The sequence below is a fragment of the Glutamicibacter sp. MCAF14 genome (assembly GCF_052114325.1).
In the GTDB taxonomy this organism is placed as follows: Bacteria; Actinomycetota; Actinomycetes; order Actinomycetales; family Micrococcaceae; genus Glutamicibacter; species Glutamicibacter arilaitensis.
In genome coordinates this window covers 13,182-32,220 of the sequence record NZ_JBFREO010000007.1, presented here as the reverse complement: position 1 = coordinate 32,220, position 19,039 = coordinate 13,182, and the positions used below count along the sequence as shown (strand labels likewise).

The 19,039-nt window shown below is 57.3% G+C and carries 20 protein-coding genes, 1 tRNA gene and 2 riboswitches; of the genes, 10 read left to right on the top strand and 11 right to left on the bottom strand.

Features of this window, described 5'->3' with window-relative positions:
* Nucleotides 1-24 precede the first annotated feature (24 nt).
* Nucleotides 25-687 (top strand): hypothetical protein, encoded by a 663-nt coding sequence (locus tag AB4Y71_RS14750; protein WP_441721446.1) that lies wholly within the window; start codon nt 25-27, stop codon nt 685-687.
* 66 nt (nt 688-753) lie between these two features.
* A tRNA-Arg gene (locus AB4Y71_RS14745) sits at nt 754-827 on the top strand.
* A 122-nt stretch (nt 828-949) separates the two neighbouring features.
* Here the strand turns inward: AB4Y71_RS14745 and AB4Y71_RS14740 are convergent.
* Nucleotides 950-2,179: an ROK family transcriptional regulator gene (locus AB4Y71_RS14740; RefSeq protein WP_013347945.1), complete on the bottom strand. Its 1,230-nt coding sequence runs from the start codon at nt 2,177-2,179 to the stop codon at nt 950-952.
* Between the two features lie 188 nt (nt 2,180-2,367).
* On the opposite strand from AB4Y71_RS14740, the gene AB4Y71_RS14735 reads away from it, so the two are divergent.
* Nucleotides 2,368-2,778 carry an NUDIX hydrolase gene (locus AB4Y71_RS14735; RefSeq protein WP_134780657.1) on the top strand — a complete coding sequence of 137 codons (411 nt, stop codon included), beginning with the start codon at nt 2,368-2,370 and terminating at the stop codon, nt 2,776-2,778.
* Nucleotides 2,779-2,815: 37 nt separating this feature from the next.
* Here the strand turns inward: AB4Y71_RS14735 and AB4Y71_RS14730 are convergent, their stop codons facing one another.
* The 4 genes from AB4Y71_RS14730 to AB4Y71_RS14715 form a co-directional block, all read right to left on the bottom strand.
* Nucleotides 2,816-3,112, bottom strand: a complete 297-nt coding sequence (locus AB4Y71_RS14730; protein ID WP_396231223.1) for an HNH endonuclease — start codon at nt 3,110-3,112, stop codon at nt 2,816-2,818.
* 429 nt (nt 3,113-3,541) lie between these two features.
* Nucleotides 3,542-4,369 carry a C40 family peptidase gene (locus AB4Y71_RS14725; protein ID WP_441721444.1) on the bottom strand — a complete coding sequence of 276 codons (828 nt, stop codon included), beginning with the start codon at nt 4,367-4,369 and terminating at the stop codon, nt 3,542-3,544.
* Between the two features lie 3 nt (nt 4,370-4,372).
* Nucleotides 4,373-4,543: riboswitch (cyclic di-AMP (ydaO/yuaA leader) on the bottom strand.
* Between the two features lie 123 nt (nt 4,544-4,666).
* Entirely contained in the window at nt 4,667-5,713 is a 1,047-nt protein-coding gene (locus AB4Y71_RS14720; RefSeq protein WP_102598482.1) for a M23 family metallopeptidase, read from the bottom strand.
* Nucleotides 5,714-5,717: 4 nt separating this feature from the next.
* Nucleotides 5,718-5,868, bottom strand: a riboswitch (cyclic di-AMP (ydaO/yuaA leader).
* A gap of 107 nt (nt 5,869-5,975) precedes the next feature.
* Entirely contained in the window at nt 5,976-6,671 is a 696-nt protein-coding gene (locus AB4Y71_RS14715) for a metal-dependent transcriptional regulator (RefSeq protein ID WP_013347940.1), read from the bottom strand.
* 261 nt (nt 6,672-6,932) lie between these two features.
* Here AB4Y71_RS14715 and serC point away from each other — a divergent pair, with 261 nt between their 5' ends.
* Complete coding sequence (gene serC / locus AB4Y71_RS14710; RefSeq protein ID WP_102598483.1) at nt 6,933-8,054, top strand: phosphoserine transaminase; 1,122 nt, start codon at nt 6,933-6,935, stop codon at nt 8,052-8,054.
* Nucleotides 8,055-8,130: 76 nt separating this feature from the next.
* On the opposite strand, the gene AB4Y71_RS14705 is transcribed toward serC, so the two are convergent.
* Complete coding sequence (locus AB4Y71_RS14705) at nt 8,131-8,742, bottom strand: DUF3027 domain-containing protein (RefSeq protein ID WP_441721441.1); 612 nt, start codon at nt 8,740-8,742, stop codon at nt 8,131-8,133.
* A gap of 3 nt (nt 8,743-8,745) precedes the next feature.
* Entirely contained in the window at nt 8,746-9,129 is a 384-nt protein-coding gene (locus AB4Y71_RS14700) for a cold-shock protein (protein ID WP_013347937.1), read from the bottom strand.
* A gap of 253 nt (nt 9,130-9,382) precedes the next feature.
* On the opposite strand from AB4Y71_RS14700, the gene AB4Y71_RS14695 reads away from it, so the two are divergent.
* The 5 genes from AB4Y71_RS14695 (at nt 9,383) to AB4Y71_RS14675 (ending at nt 13,296) form a co-directional block, all read left to right on the top strand.
* Nucleotides 9,383-9,601: a hypothetical protein gene (locus tag AB4Y71_RS14695; RefSeq protein ID WP_013347936.1), complete on the top strand. Its 219-nt coding sequence runs from the start codon at nt 9,383-9,385 to the stop codon at nt 9,599-9,601.
* 58 nt (nt 9,602-9,659) lie between these two features.
* Nucleotides 9,660-10,367, top strand: coding sequence for a response regulator transcription factor (locus tag AB4Y71_RS14690; RefSeq protein WP_013347935.1), 708 nt, complete (start codon nt 9,660-9,662; stop codon nt 10,365-10,367).
* Between the two features lie 52 nt (nt 10,368-10,419).
* Nucleotides 10,420-11,958, top strand: a complete 1,539-nt coding sequence (locus tag AB4Y71_RS14685; protein ID WP_417366728.1) for a sensor histidine kinase — start codon at nt 10,420-10,422, stop codon at nt 11,956-11,958.
* Nucleotides 11,959-12,071: 113 nt separating this feature from the next.
* On the top strand, nt 12,072-12,362 hold the full coding sequence (locus AB4Y71_RS14680; protein WP_441721438.1) for a WXG100 family type VII secretion target: 291 nt from the start codon (nt 12,072-12,074) through the stop codon (nt 12,360-12,362).
* A 43-nt stretch (nt 12,363-12,405) separates the two neighbouring features.
* A complete protein-coding gene (locus AB4Y71_RS14675) occupies nt 12,406-13,296 on the top strand; it encodes a DUF4031 domain-containing protein (RefSeq protein WP_013347932.1) in 891 nt (296 codons plus the stop codon).
* A gap of 103 nt (nt 13,297-13,399) precedes the next feature.
* Here the strand turns inward: AB4Y71_RS14675 and groL are convergent, their stop codons facing one another.
* From groL to AB4Y71_RS14660, 3 genes are all read right to left on the bottom strand, one after another.
* Complete coding sequence (gene groL, locus AB4Y71_RS14670) at nt 13,400-15,037, bottom strand: chaperonin GroEL (protein WP_013347931.1); 1,638 nt, start codon at nt 15,035-15,037, stop codon at nt 13,400-13,402.
* A gap of 298 nt (nt 15,038-15,335) precedes the next feature.
* Nucleotides 15,336-15,941 carry a LytR C-terminal domain-containing protein gene (locus AB4Y71_RS14665; protein WP_102598488.1) on the bottom strand — a complete coding sequence of 202 codons (606 nt, stop codon included), beginning with the start codon at nt 15,939-15,941 and terminating at the stop codon, nt 15,336-15,338.
* Between the two features lie 42 nt (nt 15,942-15,983).
* On the bottom strand, nt 15,984-16,274 hold the full coding sequence (locus AB4Y71_RS14660) for a DUF3263 domain-containing protein (protein ID WP_013347929.1): 291 nt from the start codon (nt 16,272-16,274) through the stop codon (nt 15,984-15,986).
* A 255-nt stretch (nt 16,275-16,529) separates the two neighbouring features.
* Here AB4Y71_RS14660 and AB4Y71_RS14655 point away from each other — a divergent pair, with 255 nt between their 5' ends.
* On the top strand, nt 16,530-17,204 hold the full coding sequence (locus AB4Y71_RS14655; RefSeq protein ID WP_441721612.1) for a uracil-DNA glycosylase: 675 nt from the start codon (nt 16,530-16,532) through the stop codon (nt 17,202-17,204).
* Here the strand turns inward: AB4Y71_RS14655 and AB4Y71_RS14650 are convergent.
* Nucleotides 17,201-18,871 (bottom strand): threonine/serine ThrE exporter family protein, encoded by a 1,671-nt coding sequence (locus AB4Y71_RS14650; protein WP_013347927.1) that lies wholly within the window; start codon nt 18,869-18,871, stop codon nt 17,201-17,203. The two genes, AB4Y71_RS14655 and AB4Y71_RS14650, sit on opposite strands and share 4 nt — an antisense overlap.
* Nucleotides 18,872-19,039: the final 168 nt, after the last annotated feature.

Sequence of the window (19,039 nt, the reverse complement as noted above, 5' to 3'; positions counted from 1 at the left end):
TGCCGGACGGGCATAATAGAAGATATGGCAAAGAAGGTCAGGAAAAGCAAGGAATATCGCAAGCCGAATCAATTCGAGCAGCTGCCAAATCAGCGGATTGAATCGAATGCGAGCTCAGGCAAGGTGCAAAGCACCTCCCACGAGAACAAGTCGAACCCGATGTTGTTAATTTCGGTGGGCTTGATCATCGGTGTTGCATTATTCGTGTATTACCACCTGCTGACCTTGGTTCAGATGCAAGACCTCAGTGGTTCCTTGCCGATGCCTGATCAGCGGATTTTTGGGTACACACTTGGCGATATTGAGGCCCTGCGCAACGCCATGGATGATGACGCTGTTGGACAGCTCAACTACTTGCACAAGACCGCTGGCTTCCTCTTCCCAATGTTTACCGCTATTTTCTCCATGCTGCTATTCATCTACTGGATTCCTAACCGCCAGACACGATGGTTGGCCTGGATTGCCCCCTTGGGCTTTGCCGCGATTGATATCTGGGAGAACTTCGCTATTGATGCACTGTTCACCGGAGAACTGAGCGAAAGCGCCGTCGTACTGGCGTCGATTCTCACCACTACCCGGTGGGCATTGTTCATTATTACTGCTGGCCTGGTTCTGGGCCTGGGCGCTGTGCGCGCCAATCGCGCGCTCAAGGCAAAGATGCTTGCAATTCGCGAGGGCACCGACTGAGCCAGGGTGTGAGAATTACACCCTGACATCCTAGTAAGATAGTGTTGTTGGTGTTTTCACGCCCAAGCCCCTGTAGCTCAGTAGGATAGAGCGACCCTCTCCTAAAGGGTAGGCCGTCGGTTCGATTCCGGCCAGGGGCACAACTGAAGCCTTGTTTCCATTCTGTTGATTGGAAACAAGGCTCATTTTGTAGTTACAGGGATAAATACAGAAGGGACGTTCCCGATGGAACGTCCCTTCTGTATTTTATCTTGAGCTGAATTTATCGAAGCAGCAGTGCGGTCGCCTTCGGCGACAGCGAAGCATCCATGACGACGCAGGCGCCACCGATAGCACCAACATTGGAGCCGAGCTCGGAGGTGCGCATCTCGATTTCATGCACGCCACGCAAAGCGAAGCGGCGACCGATGGCATCGTTGACCTCGTCAGCGACCAGTTCGCGGACCTTGTCCCACTGCGGGCCTCCGAGGACAACTTCACGGACATCCAGCGAGTTCGCTAGCTGGCCGGCTACTTCGCCTACCTTGACCATTGCTTCGATGACCAAGTCCTTGGCGACCTTGTTGCCTTCATGAGCCAGCTCGTAGAGGCGGTTCATTCCCGCTGCGCGCTGTTCTGGGCCGACGATTTCAAAGCTTGGCAGTTCCAGTCCGCGTTCCTTGGCCTGAGCCGCGATGAATTCGTACGAAGTGCCGGCAGCGAGGCAGTCATCCGCTCCGCATTCTTCGCACTTCACCGACTTGTAGCCCGTTGAGTAATGGCCGATTTCGCCGGCGTTATTGCTCGAACCGTGGTGGACGTCGCCGTTGAGCACTAGACCAGCACCGAAGCCGTGACCGCAGTAGACGAAGACGAAGTCGTTATTCTTCTCTTCCTTGGCCTGCCACAGTTCACCGACTGCCGATGCAATGGTGTCCTTTTCGATGATGACCTGCAGACGCAAGAGCTTGCGCAGCGGGTTCACCAGTTCAACATCTGCCCAGCCGTCGAGCAATGGCGGGTTCAGCACAACGCCTTCTTCAACGTTTACCGGACCTGGAACTGCGATGCCGACACCCACGATATGCTTCTTTGGCACGCGGATTTCAGCAATGAGTTCCTTCACCGTGGTAGCCATGAGCTGTACGGTCTCGGTAGCAACTTCAAGGTTGGGAACTTCAATGCGACGCTCGCGCAAAACTTCACCGCGCAGGTTCATTGCGACGAAGGTGAGAACGCTAGGGTCAAGATGGATACCGATAGAAACGAGGCGGTTGCCTTCAAGTTCCAGAACGGTGCGAGGCTTTCCCGGGCCGGAAACGATAGTGCGGTCTTCTCGGACAATTCCATCATCCAGCAGGCGGCGGACTACGTTGGAAATGGTCTGTGGAGACAGACCAGTGGAACCAGCCAGTTCGACGCGGCTAATTCCTTCTGCAGCCCGTCGAATTGACTCGAGAATTACGGCTTGGTTGAAGTCTCCCAAGCGTCCTAAATTTGTACCCCGTCGCATAAATTGCTCCATTGATCTGTAAAGTTGATGGATCGATCTTTCAATTCCAACGTTTCCCATAGTCAGTCAAAGTTTCGGTTAGCTACTGCGAGTAAAATAACCATGACATCTTAGAACTAAAAACGTTGGAGATCCATTTAAGCACGTTACCATCTCTAACTCGCATAAACACGCGATATTGTGTTTTAGTGAAGAAAAATTTGACGATCTCAGCGGCCTGTTTAATCAACAACCAAGGAGAAATACTCCTGGTTCGGAAACGTGGAACAACGATGTTCATGCAACCCGGCGGGAAGCCAGAAACCGGGGAAACTGCGTTACAAACTATCATTCGAGAAATTCGTGAAGAACTTGGCATCGATTTTACGGCCGAGCAACTCCACTTCGATGGTGAATGGACAGGACCAGCCGCCAACGAAGCAGATACCCTGATCCATGCGTCGCTATACAGCGCTCGTTACGACGGGGCGCTCACGCCGTTGGCTGAATTGGAAGAGCTGCTGTGGATTGATCCACAGCAGGCCTTGGAGCGCGACGATCTGGCCCCGCTATTGCGCGACCATGTCTTGCCCCTGGCCATTGCACGAGCCAAGGCGTAAGTCGCAACAAACTATTCACGCAGCTTACCGTTGGTCTCTAGCTCGCGTGCAGGTACTCGTTCCATGCTGCATCGACATGTTGCAACCCCGAAACGAGGTGGCCGGCGACTCTCGGACGGTGCGGGGTGATACGTAATTGCCAGCCCAATTGCGAGAGCATCTTGTCCGCCTTCCTGCTATTGCAGTGCAGGCATGCAGCAACCAAGTTCTCCCAGGTGTTCTGCCCTCCCCTGCTTCGCGGAATGACGTGATCAATAGTATTGGCGGATTTGCCGCAATAAGCGCAGGTAAAGGCGTCCCTACGCAAAACGCCCCTACGGGTGACATGAAGCATGTCCCTGTAGGGGCGTCGTACATAACGTTTGAGAACAATGACCGTGGGCCTTGGTAACTCGCCATGGGAACTGCGGATGGGTGAGAAATCATCTTGGAGCACAATGCTCGCTTTATCGCTCATAACAAGCACTAGAGCTCGACGGAATGTCACAACGGCTAATGGCTCGTATCCTGCGTTTAATACTAGTGTTCGCATTGCTCGTACTACCTTCATGAACCGATGGCCGCCATCTGGCATTGATGGAGCTCGCGTTCTGCTCGGAGTGTCTCTAAGCGCTAGCCTATGCGATGGGTCGGTTCATTGGTGAGTACCTAGCGAAGAAATTGTCTTCTTTTCATCGCTTTGATGCCCCTTGTTCATCTGGTTAAACGAACATAGGCCATCGGATGTCTTTCTCATCCGATGGCCTATGAAAAGCTTTTGTACTTAGCCAGCTAGGGTGTAGTAGCCGTACAGTGGGTTGCGCGAAACCGAGTGGATCATGGTGTCCACGGTTGGGTTCTGTGCACCAATCATCTGGCCGCCGCCCAGGTAGATGCCAACGTGGCCGCCACCATTCTGGAATACCAAGTCGCCTGGCTTAGGGTTGCTGGTGCGAACAAACTGGCCGGATCCGAGGATAGCCGAGGTGCCGCGAGCAATGTTGATGCCGTGCTGTGCGTAAACGAACTTGACGAAGCCGGAGCAATCCCAGCCGCTTGGACCGTTGCCGCCCCAGACGTATGGAACGCCAACGTACTTGGCAGCGGTTGCTGCAATGCCGGAAAGGTTGGAGCTCTGAACAGTGGTTTCAGCCTTTGGCTGAGCCTTCTGCTGTGGAGCCGATTCCTGGCCACCCGAACGGCTCTGGCGAGTCATTGGGGCCATCGAATCGGAGCTGCCCGAGTTGTTGCTACGGGTAGTTGGGGTGATGTCATTGGAAACTGCAATGACAACTGGCTCTGGCTTCTCCTCAGCGGTGAAGCTAGCGCGCTCGATAGCGATGTCAGCCTTCTTGTCGGCAGCTACCTTTACTGCCTTGACTGCAACGCGCTCTGGGTTGATGGTGTCAACTGGCGATGCGGAAACGTCACGTGGTGCGGTTGCCTGTCCTGGCACGCCCAAAGTAACGATCAAGCCGGATGCTGCAGCTACAACGGCAGCCTGTCGACCCACCGAGCCTGCGTTGGACGCTACGGCCTGTGAAATCGCCTGTAGCGAATTGGTGCGTGGTACGTCGGCACGGCGACGTCCATGTGCATGACTCTTGGTCAAAGTATTGCCTCTCCTTGATACCTACGAGGTAAGCTGTCGGGTTCGAAGTGGAGTTACCTCGGTGGACTCGAAGTTTCCTTCTCTATCCACTTCACCCCTAGGGTTGTTAGCCAAAACTAACGACCCGATGTTGGTTCCCCCGCCACTGCCGTACGAGTTGTGTATAACTGCTCATTGCGTGTTGGCAGTGCTCGGTTCTCACGCAACGTTGCCCAGGGTTCCCCATGGCACGCGTTCAAGCTTATAGGAAGATTTTTGAAATGTCACGTTTTGATCACGGAATGGTGACGAACGTCGTTATAACCAACCTGCTGGGTCTTTAAACTGACCATCTACGATCACTTCAAAGTGCACATGTGGCCCCGTTGAGTTGCCGGTGCTGCCGGCTAGAGCAACGACGTCGCCGCGCTTAACCTTCTGCCCGACCTTCACAACCAACTTGCTGTTGTGGCTATAACCGGTCTCAAGACCGTTGCCGTGATCGAGAGTGATGCGGTTGCCGGAGTGTCCAGCCCAGCCAGAAACGGTCACGATGCCATCTGCGGCTGCGTATACCTTGGTACCGCTTGGCACGCCGTAGTCGGTACCGCTGTGAATCATGTATCCGGCACCGGTTGGGTTCTTACGGTGACCAAAAGTCGAAGTGATTCGCTGCGTGGTAACTGGCGATCCGAGTAAACCTGAGGTGTCCTTGATCGCCGTAATGCTGCCGCCCGAAGCGGTCATGACCTCAGCGAATTTTTCTTCCTTGGCGACCTCGGTGTTCAATTCCGAGGACAAAGCCGCGCGTTCCACAGAAAGTTCCGCGTTGCTGCTTGGTGCGGTGACATCTACAACTGCAGACGTTGCGGTGCGCTGTGCAGCTACTTCAACAGCTTTCTGCTCTTCTGAGTTTCCGGAAAGCTGTGGGGTTACGGCCGCTAGTGCCAAGCCCGAAACTGCGGCTACTGCTGCAACCTTATGGGCAAACCCACGGTGAGCTGTCTTCTGGACCTTGGACTTAAAGCTCGCGATGAACGCCACATTGCCAGCGGCTTCAACCGGCTTCGGCTTGCTGGCAGATGCTGGAGCAGCATTTGGAAGTAGAACAACATTGCTGGCCACATCCGTCGCAGCAAGCATGCTCTGGGTTGGAGCAACACCGTAGCGGTGCACGGAGTCGAAGCGGCGACCAACGAAATCTTCATGAACCGGCTTAGCCGGTGCAATCATCGGGACGGTGGCAGCAGCTCGTGCTGCCCGGCGCCCGCCGGTGCGCTCAGTAGCCGAAGCAGTGACTTCTGCAATCACATCCACTTCAACGTCTGCAACGCGACGACGTCCCGCAGTCTTGGTTTCTACCAAAACATTCCTCTCACTGTTGCGCCTACGAAGTTAGCTGTCGGGTTCGGCTCTGGAGAATGAGCCGGCCTGCTTGTCGCAGAACTTCACCCCAAGGCGTTTGCACGCCGGAAAGTGGGTCCCCCGTTATTGCCCTCAAAATTTGATGACCGTTTCTGGCGCAGGGCAACACTAGGCGGTCGCACCGGAAATGGATGGAACTAGCTAGACCGCTAGCACCAATGCTTAACGTTACCTGTCAACACAGAAAGTTACAATTTCGTTATCATTTCTGAGACTTTACAAATACGTGTGCGCTGACCTCAACTGGCAGCTCCAATGCGCCTTCGATGCCTTGCACACGCACGACGACATAGTCATCGGCGCGTTCCAGAGTGACGATCGCGCCGGGGCGGATACCGCCTTCGTTCAGTTGTCCGAGCAGGATTGGGTCCGTCTGGATCGGTTCAGCGAGGCGTTCAATCGCCAAGGGACCGATATTTCCGGAGAGCAACGCGTCATCCAGGTTCTCGACATCGTGTGAGATCTCGCCCACGTTGGGGCCGCCGAGCACCTCCAACCCGGGAATTGGGTTCCCGTACGGCGACACTGTTGGCTTGCCCAAGAGATCAAACAGTCGGCGCTCGACGCGCTCACTCATCACGTGTTCCCAGCGGCATGCTTCGTCATGGACGTATTCCCAATCCAAGCCGATGATGTCCGAGAGCAGGCGTTCGGCCAAGCGGTGCTTGCGCATCACGCCGGTAGCCAATTCGTGACCTTTCTCCGTCAACGCCAGGTGCCGGTCGGTGGACACGATCACCAAGCCATCGCGTTCCATGCGGGCGACCGTCTGTGACACAGTAGGGCCGGAGTGGCCTAGACGCTCTGCAATTCGGGCACGCAAGGCCACGATTTCCTCTTCTTGAAGCTCAAGAATGGTGCGCAGATACATCTCAGTTGTATCGATAAGGTCAGACACTGTAGCCGCTCCTGGAAGTCACAACAATTAAAGTTCGCTTGAAAATTACCTAGCGTCGATATCCCACTCTACTTGGTCTGAGTGACAGAAAGCGCTGTAACCCGCCATGCCCTCGGCGTAACCGACCGACGCGCTTTTCTCACGAACCCCCGCTATTTGCGAAGATGTCTATTGAAACGCCAAAGCTACCTATCAATATTCCTGACCTTGGGGATGGGTGGCCCCTACGGCACTTCAATCTATCGCTACAAGAGGAGCGCGATGAGCACGGATATCAAAATTCCAGAAAACCTTCTGCCTGCCGATGGTCGATTCGGCGCCGGACCGTCCAAGGTTCGTGCAGAGCAGGTTCAGGCCATCGTCGATGCCGGCCCCGAGCTGCTTGGCACTTCCCACCGCCAGGCTCCAGTCAAGAACCTCGTCGCCTCGGTGCAGGACGGCTTGAAGGAAATGTTCAACGCGCCAGCAGGCTATGAAGTATTGCTAGGCGTGGGCGGTTCCACCGCGTTCTGGGATGCAGCGGCCTTCAGCTTGGTCCGTTCCAAGGCACAGCACCTGTCCTTCGGTGAGTTCGGTTCAAAATTCGCCAAGGCTACCGACAAGGCTCCATTCCTGGAAGCTTCCTCAATCATTGTTGGCGAGCCTGGCACTGTGCCCGAACCAGTCGCCGAAGCGGATGTAGACCTCTACGCATGGCCTCACAATGAGACTTCCACCGGCGCTGCCGCACCGATCAAGCGTGTTGCTGGTGCGAATGCCGATGCGTTGGTCGTCATTGACGCCACCAGCGCCGCCGGCGGACTGGATGTCGATCTGGCCGAGACCGATGTGTACTATTTCGCCCCGCAGAAGAACTTCGCTTCGGATGGCGGCTTGTGGCTGGCCTTCGTTTCGCCTGCTGCCATTGCCCGCATCGAAGAAATCGCAGCTACCGATCGTTGGATCCCGGACTTCCTGAATCTGAAGACCGCTCTGGATAACTCGCTGAAGAACCAGACCTACAACACCCCGTCGCTGACCACGTTGGTCGGGCTGGATGCGCAGATCAAGTGGATCAACGCCAATGGTGGTCTGAAGTGGGCAGCAGCACGCACTGCGGAATCTGCCGGCAAGATCCAGGCATGGGCCGAGGCATCCGAAATTGCCGCCCCTTATGTTGCCAACCCTGCTCACCGCTCCAACGTCATCTCAACTGTTGACTTCGCAGATTCAGTGGACGCTTCGGCAATCGCCAAGGTGCTGCGTGCCAATGGCGTGGTCGATGTGGAGCCTTACCGCAAGCTTGGACGCAACCAGTTGCGTATCGCGACTTTTGTTGCGATTGAGCCAAATGACGTTGAGTCGCTGCTCAAGTGCATCGACTACGTGATCGAGCAGCTCTAGAGCTTCACGATTTAACGTCAAAGACCTTCGCCCAACGATGCAACATCGTTGGGCGAAGGTCTTTGCTTTTTACTGCCTAGTTTTCTTTGCGCGTCCGATTGCGTTGCGCTGCCCGGCGTCGGGCTGCGGTGCGCTGTGCGGTCCGGCGGCGGCGCACCTGGCGTCGGGCTGGAGACTTATGAGTCTGAACCGTCTCCTGGTCGCTTTCGGCATCTTCTGCCTCATCCGACTCAGGCTGCTTCTCAGTGGCTGAAGTGGAATCTTCAGCCTCTGCAGCGTCAGGTTCAGTCTCAGCGCGTTCTGCTGAAGCCGCGGTTCCGGTATCCTCGCCAGAGGTTTCACCGGCTTCCTCAGCGTTAGCCGCTTCAATCTCTTCCTTGGCCAAGCGGTCTGCCCACGGCACCCATGCTGGAGCAAGCAGCGAGTGCTCACCGGCGATGATGCCGACTTCGCACACCGTCAGGTCTTTGGACTTAGCCCGAGACACCCGTGCAAGTGTGGCAAACCAGGTCCATCCTTGGTATCCCTTTTTATGGGAGACAAAACGATGGGTGACAAGTCGCTCACCTTCCGCCGTGACCCCTAGGTGTTCGCCGATTTCCGACACGCGTGCAATTTCTGCGAGCGCACCGCGAGCAGTATCCACTGCCTCGGCGAGGATGGTGTCCAACTTGGGTTTACGGGCCATTATTTATGCGTCCAGATCGTCGGCTACCGCACGAAGTACGGTAGCAACCTTCTTGCCATATGCCTGTTCAGGATAACGCCCCTTGTGCAAGCTATTGGAAACGTTGTCGAGCAGCTTAATAAGATCTTCGATCAGCACAGCCTCCGCTTCCGGCTTCTTGCGCTTGGCGCGGGCGACCGACGGTGCTTCTTCCAGCAGTCGCAAGCTCAGTGCCTGCGGACCACGCCGGCCTTCGGCAACGCCGAATTCCAGTCGGGTTCCGGGGCGCAGGTCATGCACGCCTTCGGGCAACGCTGCAGCATTGACGTAGATCTCTTTGCCGTCCTCGGCAGTGATGAAACCGAAACCCTTGGCCTTTTCGTACCATTTAACCTTGCCGCTAGGCATGATCGCTTACCTCGTTCGTTCTTTAACTAAGCTGCATAGCCGAGGCCTGCTCAGCGCCATGCATTTTCATATGTGCGTTCCCGCGGAGCCACTACCGGAATTCTTCTATATTTCTTGCCGGGTGCTCAAACTGCCGAAACGCTTCAAGTCCTTTACCTAAGATTATGTCATCTCTGGCACGGGGAATTCATCTTTACCGGCCATTCTTCGGATTCTGCGTACAGGCACAGCCTCCACGGCTAAACTTGGTAGCGTGAGCGCTTCATCCAAAACCATGTCCTTCCTTTCGCGTTTGGCGATTGCCATCGCTGTCCTCTCGGCCTTGGCCCTGATTGGAATCCTGGTCTTCTACTTCCAGGGGATCGCTATCCCACCCCTATTGATGCTCTGCGCCCGTTTCGGTTTGCCCACGGCATTCATCCTGGCCGCCGTGGTGATTTTCGGAAACGTCGCCCGACGCCGAAGCAACTAACCAACCGCCTCAGCTTTCGCCCAGCAGACTCCCAGACTTCTTCGGCAAACTAGGGTTCATGAGTCCAAAAACTGCTGAGGCAAAACTTCTCGTTGTCGACGACGAGCCAAACATCCGCGAACTGCTTTCCACTTCCCTGCGCTTTGCAGGCTTCGAAGTCGTTGCTGCTGCCAATGGACGCGAAGCTCTTGCCGCCGTTGAAGCCGACGAACCAGATCTGGCCGTCTTGGACGTCATGCTCCCGGACATGGATGGTTTCACCATCACCAGGAAGCTGCGTGCCGCCGGCCGCCATTTCCCAGTTTTGTTCCTGACCGCACGCGATGACACCAGCGACAAGGTCACTGGTCTGACTGTTGGCGGCGATGACTACGTCACCAAGCCATTCAGCCTGGACGAAGTCGTAGCCCGCATCCGTGCCGTGCTGCGTCGTACCGCCAGCGGCGAGGACGAGAACGCGACCATTTCCGTTGCCGACCTTGAACTGGATGACGACGCCCATGAGGTGCGCCGTGCCGGGGAGATCATCGACCTCTCCCCTACCGAATTCAAGTTGCTGCGCTACCTGATGATGAACCCAAACCGAGTGCTGTCCAAGTCGCAGATCTTGGATCACGTCTGGGAATACGACTTCAACGGCGACGCATCGATCGTTGAGTCCTACATTTCTTACCTGCGCCGCAAGGTTGACCGCCCTGAATGGCCTGCGCTTATCCAGACCAAGCGCGGTGTCGGCTACCTGATGCGCACCCCGGATCGCCGCTAAGAGCATGAGTATCGGTCCGAGCCAATAGTTGAAGGCCTTGTAAAGTCACCTTATGAAGTCATTTCGAGCCCAGTGGCGCCGCACCTCGTTGCGGACCAAGCTGGTCACGGTCATGCTGGGTCTGATGATCGTCGCGATCTTCGCTACCGCAGTCGGTTCAGCGCATACGCTGAGGATCGCGATGACCAATCAGATCGATAAGCAGTTGAACGTGTCTAAGTCGACAATGGCTTACGGTCTGAACAAGGCCTACCTGTACTCGTTGAACGAGGACAGCGGCAGCCACGACGCCTTGGATGTCGATGCCACGCTGCTCGGCTTGAGCAGCGCCTACGCGGATATCCGCGACCAGGACGGCGAAATCGTTTACGTGATGCCGCGTTCGCGGGTCGGGCCTTCCAACGGCACCGACCTGCCGCTATTGAATATGGAAGAAATTCAGCAGCTGGCAGCTCACCCGAACTCCCCTGCGACAGTTCCTGGCGCTTTTCCGACCTCCGCGGGTTGGCGTACGGTCATGATTCCGCTCAAGAGCAGTGAATTGAACCTGTTCCTGTCCATGCCGCTGGACAATGTGAACCGTACTGTCAATCAAACCGCCGTGCTGGTGCTCTCCACCGGCACGCTCGCTGCCCTGCTGATGTCGATGATCGCCTACGGACTGACCGGGCGTTCACTCAAACCGCTGATTAATGTGGAACGCACCGCGTCGATGATCGCCGAAGGCGACCTATCCCAGCGTGTTAAGGACTACCCGGCAGAAACCGAAGTCGGCAGGCTTTCCCGCTCGCTCAACGCCATGCTGGCCCAGATTGAAAAGGCGTTCAACGACCGCGAAGCTTCCGAACGGAAGATGCGCCGCTTCATCCAAGACGCATCCCACGAGCTGCGCACCCCGCTGGTGACCATTCAGGGCTACTCGGAGTTCTACAGATATGGCGGACTGGCAGAGCCCGAAGCCATGGACTCGGCAATGGGCCGCATTGAAAGCGAATCCAAGCGGATGGCTCGCCTGGTTGAAGACCTGTTGATGCTCGCCCGCTTGGACGAACAGCGCCCCATGGAAAAACAGCCAGTGGACCTGCTGGTGCTCGGGCAGGACGCTGTGGAAGACACCAAGGTCCGTGCACCGGACCGTACCGTCAAACTTGTCGGCCTGGTCTCCGATCGTCCAAGTCCGGCAAGCACTGTCGGCGATGATGCCCGCATTCGCCAGGTGATCGCTAATCTGATCACCAATGCCCTGCGCTACACTCCGGAAGGCAGCCCGCTGGAAGTCGCTGTCGGTGTACGCTCGCTGGTCGCAGGAACGATGGACGCTGTGGTCGAAATCCGCGACCATGGACCAGGAATCCCTGCTGAAGATGCCAAGCGCATTTTTGAACGTTTCTACCGTTCGGATAGCTCGCGCCAACGCGAGACCGGAGGTTCCGGCCTGGGCTTGGCGATCGTTGCGGCCATTGTCCAGCAGCATGGCGGCTCGGTGGCCTTGGCAGACACCCCCGGCGGTGGAGCGACGATGTCGATTTCATTGCCATATGAACCGCTTCGCGAACCTAAGGAACCGGAAGTCGACGATATCGAGGACTAACGGCGCTTAGCTTTTATCCACACCCCGTGCTGGCCGCCGCCAGCACGGGGTGTGGTGTTTCTAGGGTGAATGCATCAGTGATCAAGTCACTCATCTTGGAAAGGATGATTTCAGTGAGTACGTTCTCCACCAATACCGGCGAAATGCAGGTTAAGTCCCAGGCCGTCATGAACACCATTGACCGGTTGCGTCATGAGGTTTCGACCATGCAGATGAATCTCGACCAGCTGCAAAGTACCTGGCAGGGTTCTGCAGCTGCCTCCTTCCAGTCAATCGTGGCCGAATGGGGGTCAACCCATGTGCAGATCGAGGAGGCGCTGAGCAGCATTGCCACGGCCCTGAACCACGCATCCATGCAGTACGAAGAGGTCGAGCAGGTCAACACCTCATTGTTCCGGTATTGAAAGGCACAGGCGCAACGGCCGGTTGACCAGTAGGCTTAGCCCTATGAGTATTCTGATTGACCCGCCGCGCTGGCCTGCCCATGGCACGCTCTTTGCCCATTTGGTGTCGGATACTTCCTTGGCTGAACTGCATCAGTTCGCTGAACAACAAGAAATCTCCCGTCGGGCGTTTGACCGCGACCACTACGATGTTCCGCGCGAACACTACGACCGCCTAGTTGCGGCTGGCGCTCAGGAAGTCTCGGGAGGCGAACTGGTCCGCGCCCTGCTCAGCTCTGGGATACGGATACCGGCCAAATACCGGCCCGAGAAGCTGGGAACGATCCTCTCCCGCCGCTGGGCGCGTACCTTGCCTACCGAGCCCCAGCTCGGCTCTGAGCTCTTGGAGCGCTGGTCCCAGTCCCATCGGCACTATCACGACCGGGTGCACCTGCTCTCGGTGCTCGAAGCACTCGATTGGCTGGCCAAGGACAATACCGATCCGGAAGAGCTCATGCTGCTTCAACTGGCTGCCTGGTTCCATGATGCGGTGTATGAAGGAACCAGCGAAGACGAATTCAAGTCTGCGATATTAGCCCGCGAACGGCTGTGGGGAGTACTCTCCCCCGGGGCAGTCTCGAAAGTCAGTGACCTCATCATGCTCACCGCCGGGCATTCCCCGGCAGATACCGACCGCTTGGGAAATATCCTCTGCGATGCCGACCTGGAGGTCCTTGCACGCCCCACGGTCGCCTATCAACGCTACGCGGAAGCTATCTACAAGGAATACGAGCATCTGCCTCGCCCCCTGCTCGCATCAGGACGCAGCAAGATCCTCACAGGGCTGCTGGAGAAAGACAAGATCTACGGCACGCCCGCCGGTATCCAGCGCTGGGAGCCCGGTGCGCGCATCAATCTGAGCAATGAACTGGAATTGCTGCGAAGCTGGCTCTAGTTCAACGCCTCTTCGAGGCAAAACGGCCGATGGCCCGGATACCTTGTGAAAAGGAATCCGGGCCATCGGCGCGATGATTGCTTGGTGCCTTGCGGCGGGAAGCTTAGAAGCCGCCCATGCCGCCCATGCCACCCATGTCATCTCCACCGGCTGGAGCAGCGCCAGCAGGAGCTGGCTTTTCTGCGACAACAGCTTCGGTGGTCAGGAACAGGCCAGCGATCGATGCTGCGTTCTGCAGAGCCGAACGGGTTACCTTCACTGGGTCGTTGACGCCAGCTTCCAGCAGGTCCACGTACTGACCGGTGGCAGCGTTCAGGCCGTGACCTGCAGGCAGGCCCTTGACCTTGTCAGCCACGACGCCTGGCTCCATGCCAGCGTTCAGTGCAATCTGCTTCAGAGGTGCTTCGATGCCAACGCGAACGATGTTCGCACCGGTTGCTTCGTCACCTTCCAGAACCAGCTTCTCGAATGCAGCAGCGCCAGCCTGGATCAGTGCAACGCCACCACCGGCGACGATGCCTTCTTCAACAGCTGCCTTGGCGTTACGCACAGCATCTTCGATGCGGTGCTTGCGCTCCTTGAGCTCTACCTCGGTAGCTGCGCCAGCCTTCAGCACAGCGACACCGCCGGAGAGCTTTGCGTGGCGCTCCTGCAGCTTCTCGCGGTCGTAGTCCGAGTCGGTGTTCTTGATCTCGGCTGCGATCTGGGACTTGCGGCCCTCGATTGCGTCGGCTTCGCCGCCGCCTTCAACGATGGTGGTTTCGTCCTTGGTGATAACGACCTTGCGGGCGGTACCCAGAACTTCCAGGCCTACGTTGTCCAGGGACAGGCCGATTTCCTCGGAAACAACCTGGCCACCGGTGAGGATGGCGATATCGGTCAGCATGGCCTTGCGGCGGTCGCCGAAGCCTGGAGCCTTGACGGCAACAGACTTGAACAGGCCACGGATCTTGTTCAGGATCAGGGTAGCCAGTGCTTCGCCTTCAACATCTTCGGCGATGATCAGCAGCGACTTGTTGGACTGCATGACCTTCTCCAGCAAGGTAACCATGTCCTTGACCGAGGAGATCTTCGAGTTCACGATGAGGATGTATGGATCCTCAAGAACGGTTTCCTGGCGCTCAGCATCGGTAACGAAGTAAGCGGAGATGTAGCCCTTGTCGAAGCGCATGCCCTCAGCCAGCTCAAGCTCCAGACCGAAGGTGTTGGACTCTTCAACGGTGATGACGCCCTGCTCGCCGACCTTGTCGAGAGCTTCAGCGATCAGACCGCCGATTTCCTTGTCGCCAGCGGAGATCGAAGCGGTGGCAGCGATCTGCTCCTTGGATTCGATCTTCTTCGCAGCGGCGAACAGTTCAGCGGTGACAGCTTCTACAGCCTTGTCGATACCGCGACGCAGTGCGATTGGGTCAGCACCTGCGGCAACGTTGCGCAGGCCTTCCTTGACCAGTGCCTGTGCCAGTACGGTTGCGGTGGTGGTACCGTCGCCAGCGACGTCGTCAGTCTTCTTGGCAACTTCCTTGACCAGCTCTGCGCCGATCTTCTCGTAAGGATCTTCGAGGTCGATTTCCTTAGCGATGGATACACCGTCGTTGGTGATAGTAGGGGCGCCCCACTTCTTTTCCAGAACGACGTTGCGGCCGCGTGGGCCTAGGGTGACCTTTACCGCGTCAGCAAGGGTGTTCAGGCCGCGCTCTAGTCCGCGGCGTGCTTCCTCGTCAAATGCAATCATCTTAGCCATTGTGGCGTACGGTCCTTTCGGGACGATTTTGCGAAAATGCAACCGACAGACAGCGCCCGCGACGGACGAGTGGAGCGGCGTGGCATCGGGCCAGCAGCCGTTTCAGCTCTCGCTATCTGAGGTATTTTCCACGCTCCACGCGTTGCGTACGCTTCCTGGTGCTTCTTGAAGTTCCCCTAGGAACGCCAAAACCGACCAGCGTTAGCAGTCACAACACGAGAGTGCTAATACAAATATTGGCACTCTCGCATTGCGAGTGCAAGCTGATCGGCTGTAAGCGAATGGAATTATGAACGAATTATTCGTTTAGCCCCAAGGTGTCATCGGTGCCCAAAACCACGGTGACTCGGTTCGGGATGTTGGTAGTCTGCAAAACTTCCTCGACATTCAAGACTTCGGCAGCTTTTTCAGCAGTAGTCCGGTAGGACTCAGACATGTAATAAACCGCCGAAACTTCGGCTGGCTTGGTCCAGTTGTCGGCCACGATGCTGGTAAATCCGGCTTCGGTCATGGCGTCTTCGCCTGCGGTGGCCAAGCCGGCGATGTTTGCAGCGTTATACACGCCGATCAGTTGGCCGTAGAGCACGTCTTCATCATCGATGGTGCTCGATGGCGATTCGCTTTCGCTCGGGGTAGCTTCCTCGGAGCTCTGCGGGGTCTCTTCCTGGGACTGCGACGATTCGCTGCCAGTGGAAGTGGCAAGGGTTTCCTTCAGCTGCGGACCAAAGATAAAGGACAGGGCACCGATCACCAGCACGAGCACAGCGGTCAGCACTACCCAGCGCAATTTTCCACCGGTTGACTTCGACGCGGCGGACTGCGCCCATCCGTGGGCGTGGTGCGAGCCCACACGGGTGCTGAATTCCGGAACGCGATCAAATTCGTCACGCGGGTAGTTGGTCATTCTTGTCCTTGCTCGAGGTCTGATTGGTCACGGCAGGCAGGGTTATCTTCCCGTGCCGACCTTACCGCCCACGCGACGTTTTGTGGAACGTGCTCTGCGCAGGCGCTTGACCAACATCGGGTCGTAGGCCAGTGCCGCGTCGGTTTCAATCAGCTGGTTCAACAACTGGTAGTAATTCGTCGGCGACATCGAAAACTGCTTGGTAATGGCTTGTTCTTTGGCCCCGGCATACTTCCACCACAGCTTTTCCAAGGTGAGGATCTGCTGCGAACGTTCGTCCAATTCTGAATCCGGGTTCATCACGAAATCCACCAGCAATTCATTTTCAGCCATACGCTCTCACCTCGATCCTTAGTTCGATTTTCTCGGGTTTCAGTTATGCATGCAATCCGCCTTCGGCAGACATACCACCGATATTCTAACCAATCCGCTTGCCTAACGCCGTGTGGCCGAGCACAGGCACGCCAGAAAAACGGCACAATTAACTCTATGGACGATTTGCAGCCAGCACTTTTCGACGCACCTGGGCCAGCCCCGTTGCCCGTTTACGAAGCCTCGGATTTCCCTTTTTACCATGGGGCGAAATCAATGGCCGACCTCGGGTTTATCGCGCCAGACTGGGTTCAGGCGCTCCAGGGGCAGGACTCACTGCTCAAGTCCCTGGCGTCGCTTCTAGCTGCCCGCTCAGCGGCCGGTGAACAGATCCTGCCAGCGCCAGAGGTGATGTTCCGCGCACTGAGTCTGCCATTGTCTGAGGTCAAGGTCCTAATTATTGGCCAGGACCCTTATCCGACGCCCGGGCATCCCAATGGACTTGCCTTCGCGGCCAACAAGCAGGTTCGTCCCCTGCCCCGCTCCTTGTCCAATATCTACAAGGAGCTGCAGGCGGATCTGGGCATCGCCCCGGTCCCGCACCCGGATCTGAGCCCGTGGCTTTCCCAAGGAGTGCTGCTGCTGAACCAGGTGCTCTCCGTTACCGCCGGGGATGCCGGCTCCCACCAGAACCTCGGGTGGTCCCCAATAGTGCAGAGCATCCTCAAGGCGCTCAATGAACGCCCGCACCCTCCGGTGGCCTTGCTGTGGGGCAAGCACGCCCAGAAGCTCTCGCAGGCGCTGCCCAACGCAGAGCAGCTGCATAGCGCCCACCCTTCGCCTTTGTCAGCCTCGCGTGGCTTCTTCGGCTCCAAACCCTTCTCAAACATCAATCGGCTCCTGTCCGAAAAGGGACAGAAGCCGATTGATTGGTCATTGCCGAAAGCCTAGCGGCGGCGGATCCGCCGCCGTTCGCGCCGAGCATTGGAAGTCAGCGGGCGGCACAGGGTGTCTCCGAAAACGACGCCTCCAGCGATGGAGAGCATGATTGCCATGGCGTTGAACATCTCCACCAGCCCGGCCGCGGTCTCATCCACGTTGATGACGATGCCGTACATGGCGCGGAAGATCATCAAACCCGGCAGCAGGAACATAACCGCGGGAGCTGCCAAGACCAACTGCGGGGATCGAAGCTTGTCTGCTGCGAAGCGCGCGGCGAAACCAATGACAGTGGCAACCAGCGCCGGGGTGGCGCGATCGCCCAGGCCAATGCTTTCGGCCAGCAGCATCACCAGATAACCGCCCACTGCGATGCCGGCGGTCGGCAGCAGCAAGCGCAAGGCACTTTGCTCGGTGACCGCGCCAGCGACGATGGCCACGCCCACCAAGACCACCAGCAGCCAGGTTGGATACTCGGTCTGGACGATCTTATGCACGTCGACCTTTTCTCCGCCTAGCAGATCCGAGATCACCAGAGCGGTAGCGATGCCGCAGAGGATTGCCCCGTAGATCAAGCTGGCCGAGAACAAGCGTCCCACCGCTGTGACCGGGAAGCCGTTGATGGCATCTTGCAGCGCCGAAACGAATCTGCCCGATGGCAGCAGCAGCAAGATACCGCCAGAAACCACCAATGCCGGGTCCAGCGGCGCATGGAATTGGTGGCCGAGCAGGGCAATGACCGTTACCGTCAATGTCGAAGCCGCGATGGTGAAGAACTCGGGCACGCGCCAGCGCGAACCATAGCGGCTGATCTGGGTGACAAGGCTGGAAGAAACCATGGCCACCAGCGCCCCGGCCCACGAGCCGCCGATGAACAGCACGAATGCGGCGGCAAAGACCGCACGCGAGGTAGCGGCGATCCAACGCGGGAACGGCTTGGGCTTGCGCGTGATTTGTTTAAGCCGCGCAGCTGAAGCGGTGCGTGAAACTCCGCCTGCGATGATGTCCGAGACCAGCTCGTGCACCAGGACCATGCCTGCGTAGTTCGAGGTGTAGGAACGCACCACGCGCAAGACCGAGTAGCTCTCGCCATCTGGAGGGCTGTAATTCAGGTGCAAGGACTGGTTGGTGATATCCACATCCAGGTGGCTGAGGCCAAGGGCCGCAGTCACCGCGATCACGCTGGTTTCCACTTCCAAGGCGCCTGCGCCATAGCGGATCAGGGTCTCGCCCAAGTCCAGCGCGAACTCCATGGTGCGCCGGTTTGAAGCGTCCTGGTCTACGTTGATTTTGGGATTGGCATAGGGGGTGCCTTGCAAGCGCTCGACAATGTTCAGCGCCTCGGTTGGCGGGGCATCGGAGATCCACATTTTCGCCAGCAGCCGGCGAGCCACTGGGTTGGCTCGGGTAGGCATGAGGGTGATGCCCTCATCGGTGGTGTGCACCTGTCCGGTGCGCCACTCGATATCCGTGGCATCAGCAGCCGCCACATTGGCACTAACCGCAGTATTCAGCGGCAGTTCGGACGCCATCAGCGGTTCTTCGACAGGCTCTTCCGGATGGAAGCCCATATTGATTTCGCTAGTGACAATGCGTGGCATGGCGCCAGCTATCGGAGCCGGATCCTCACCCACGGCATTCGACGAGGTGGACCGCTCCTCGTCAGATCGATATGCCACGAATCACGCCCCCTGAACCAAAGTTTTTCCCATGGATTCACCATACAACCCGTGCATGAAAAGTTGTCGGGAACGTGGCGAATTCCGATGGTATCCCCGAACACATTTAGGTGCTTTTCTGCTTGCTGGAATATCGGAGGGCCGATAGCGGTTGAACCAGTCAGAAGT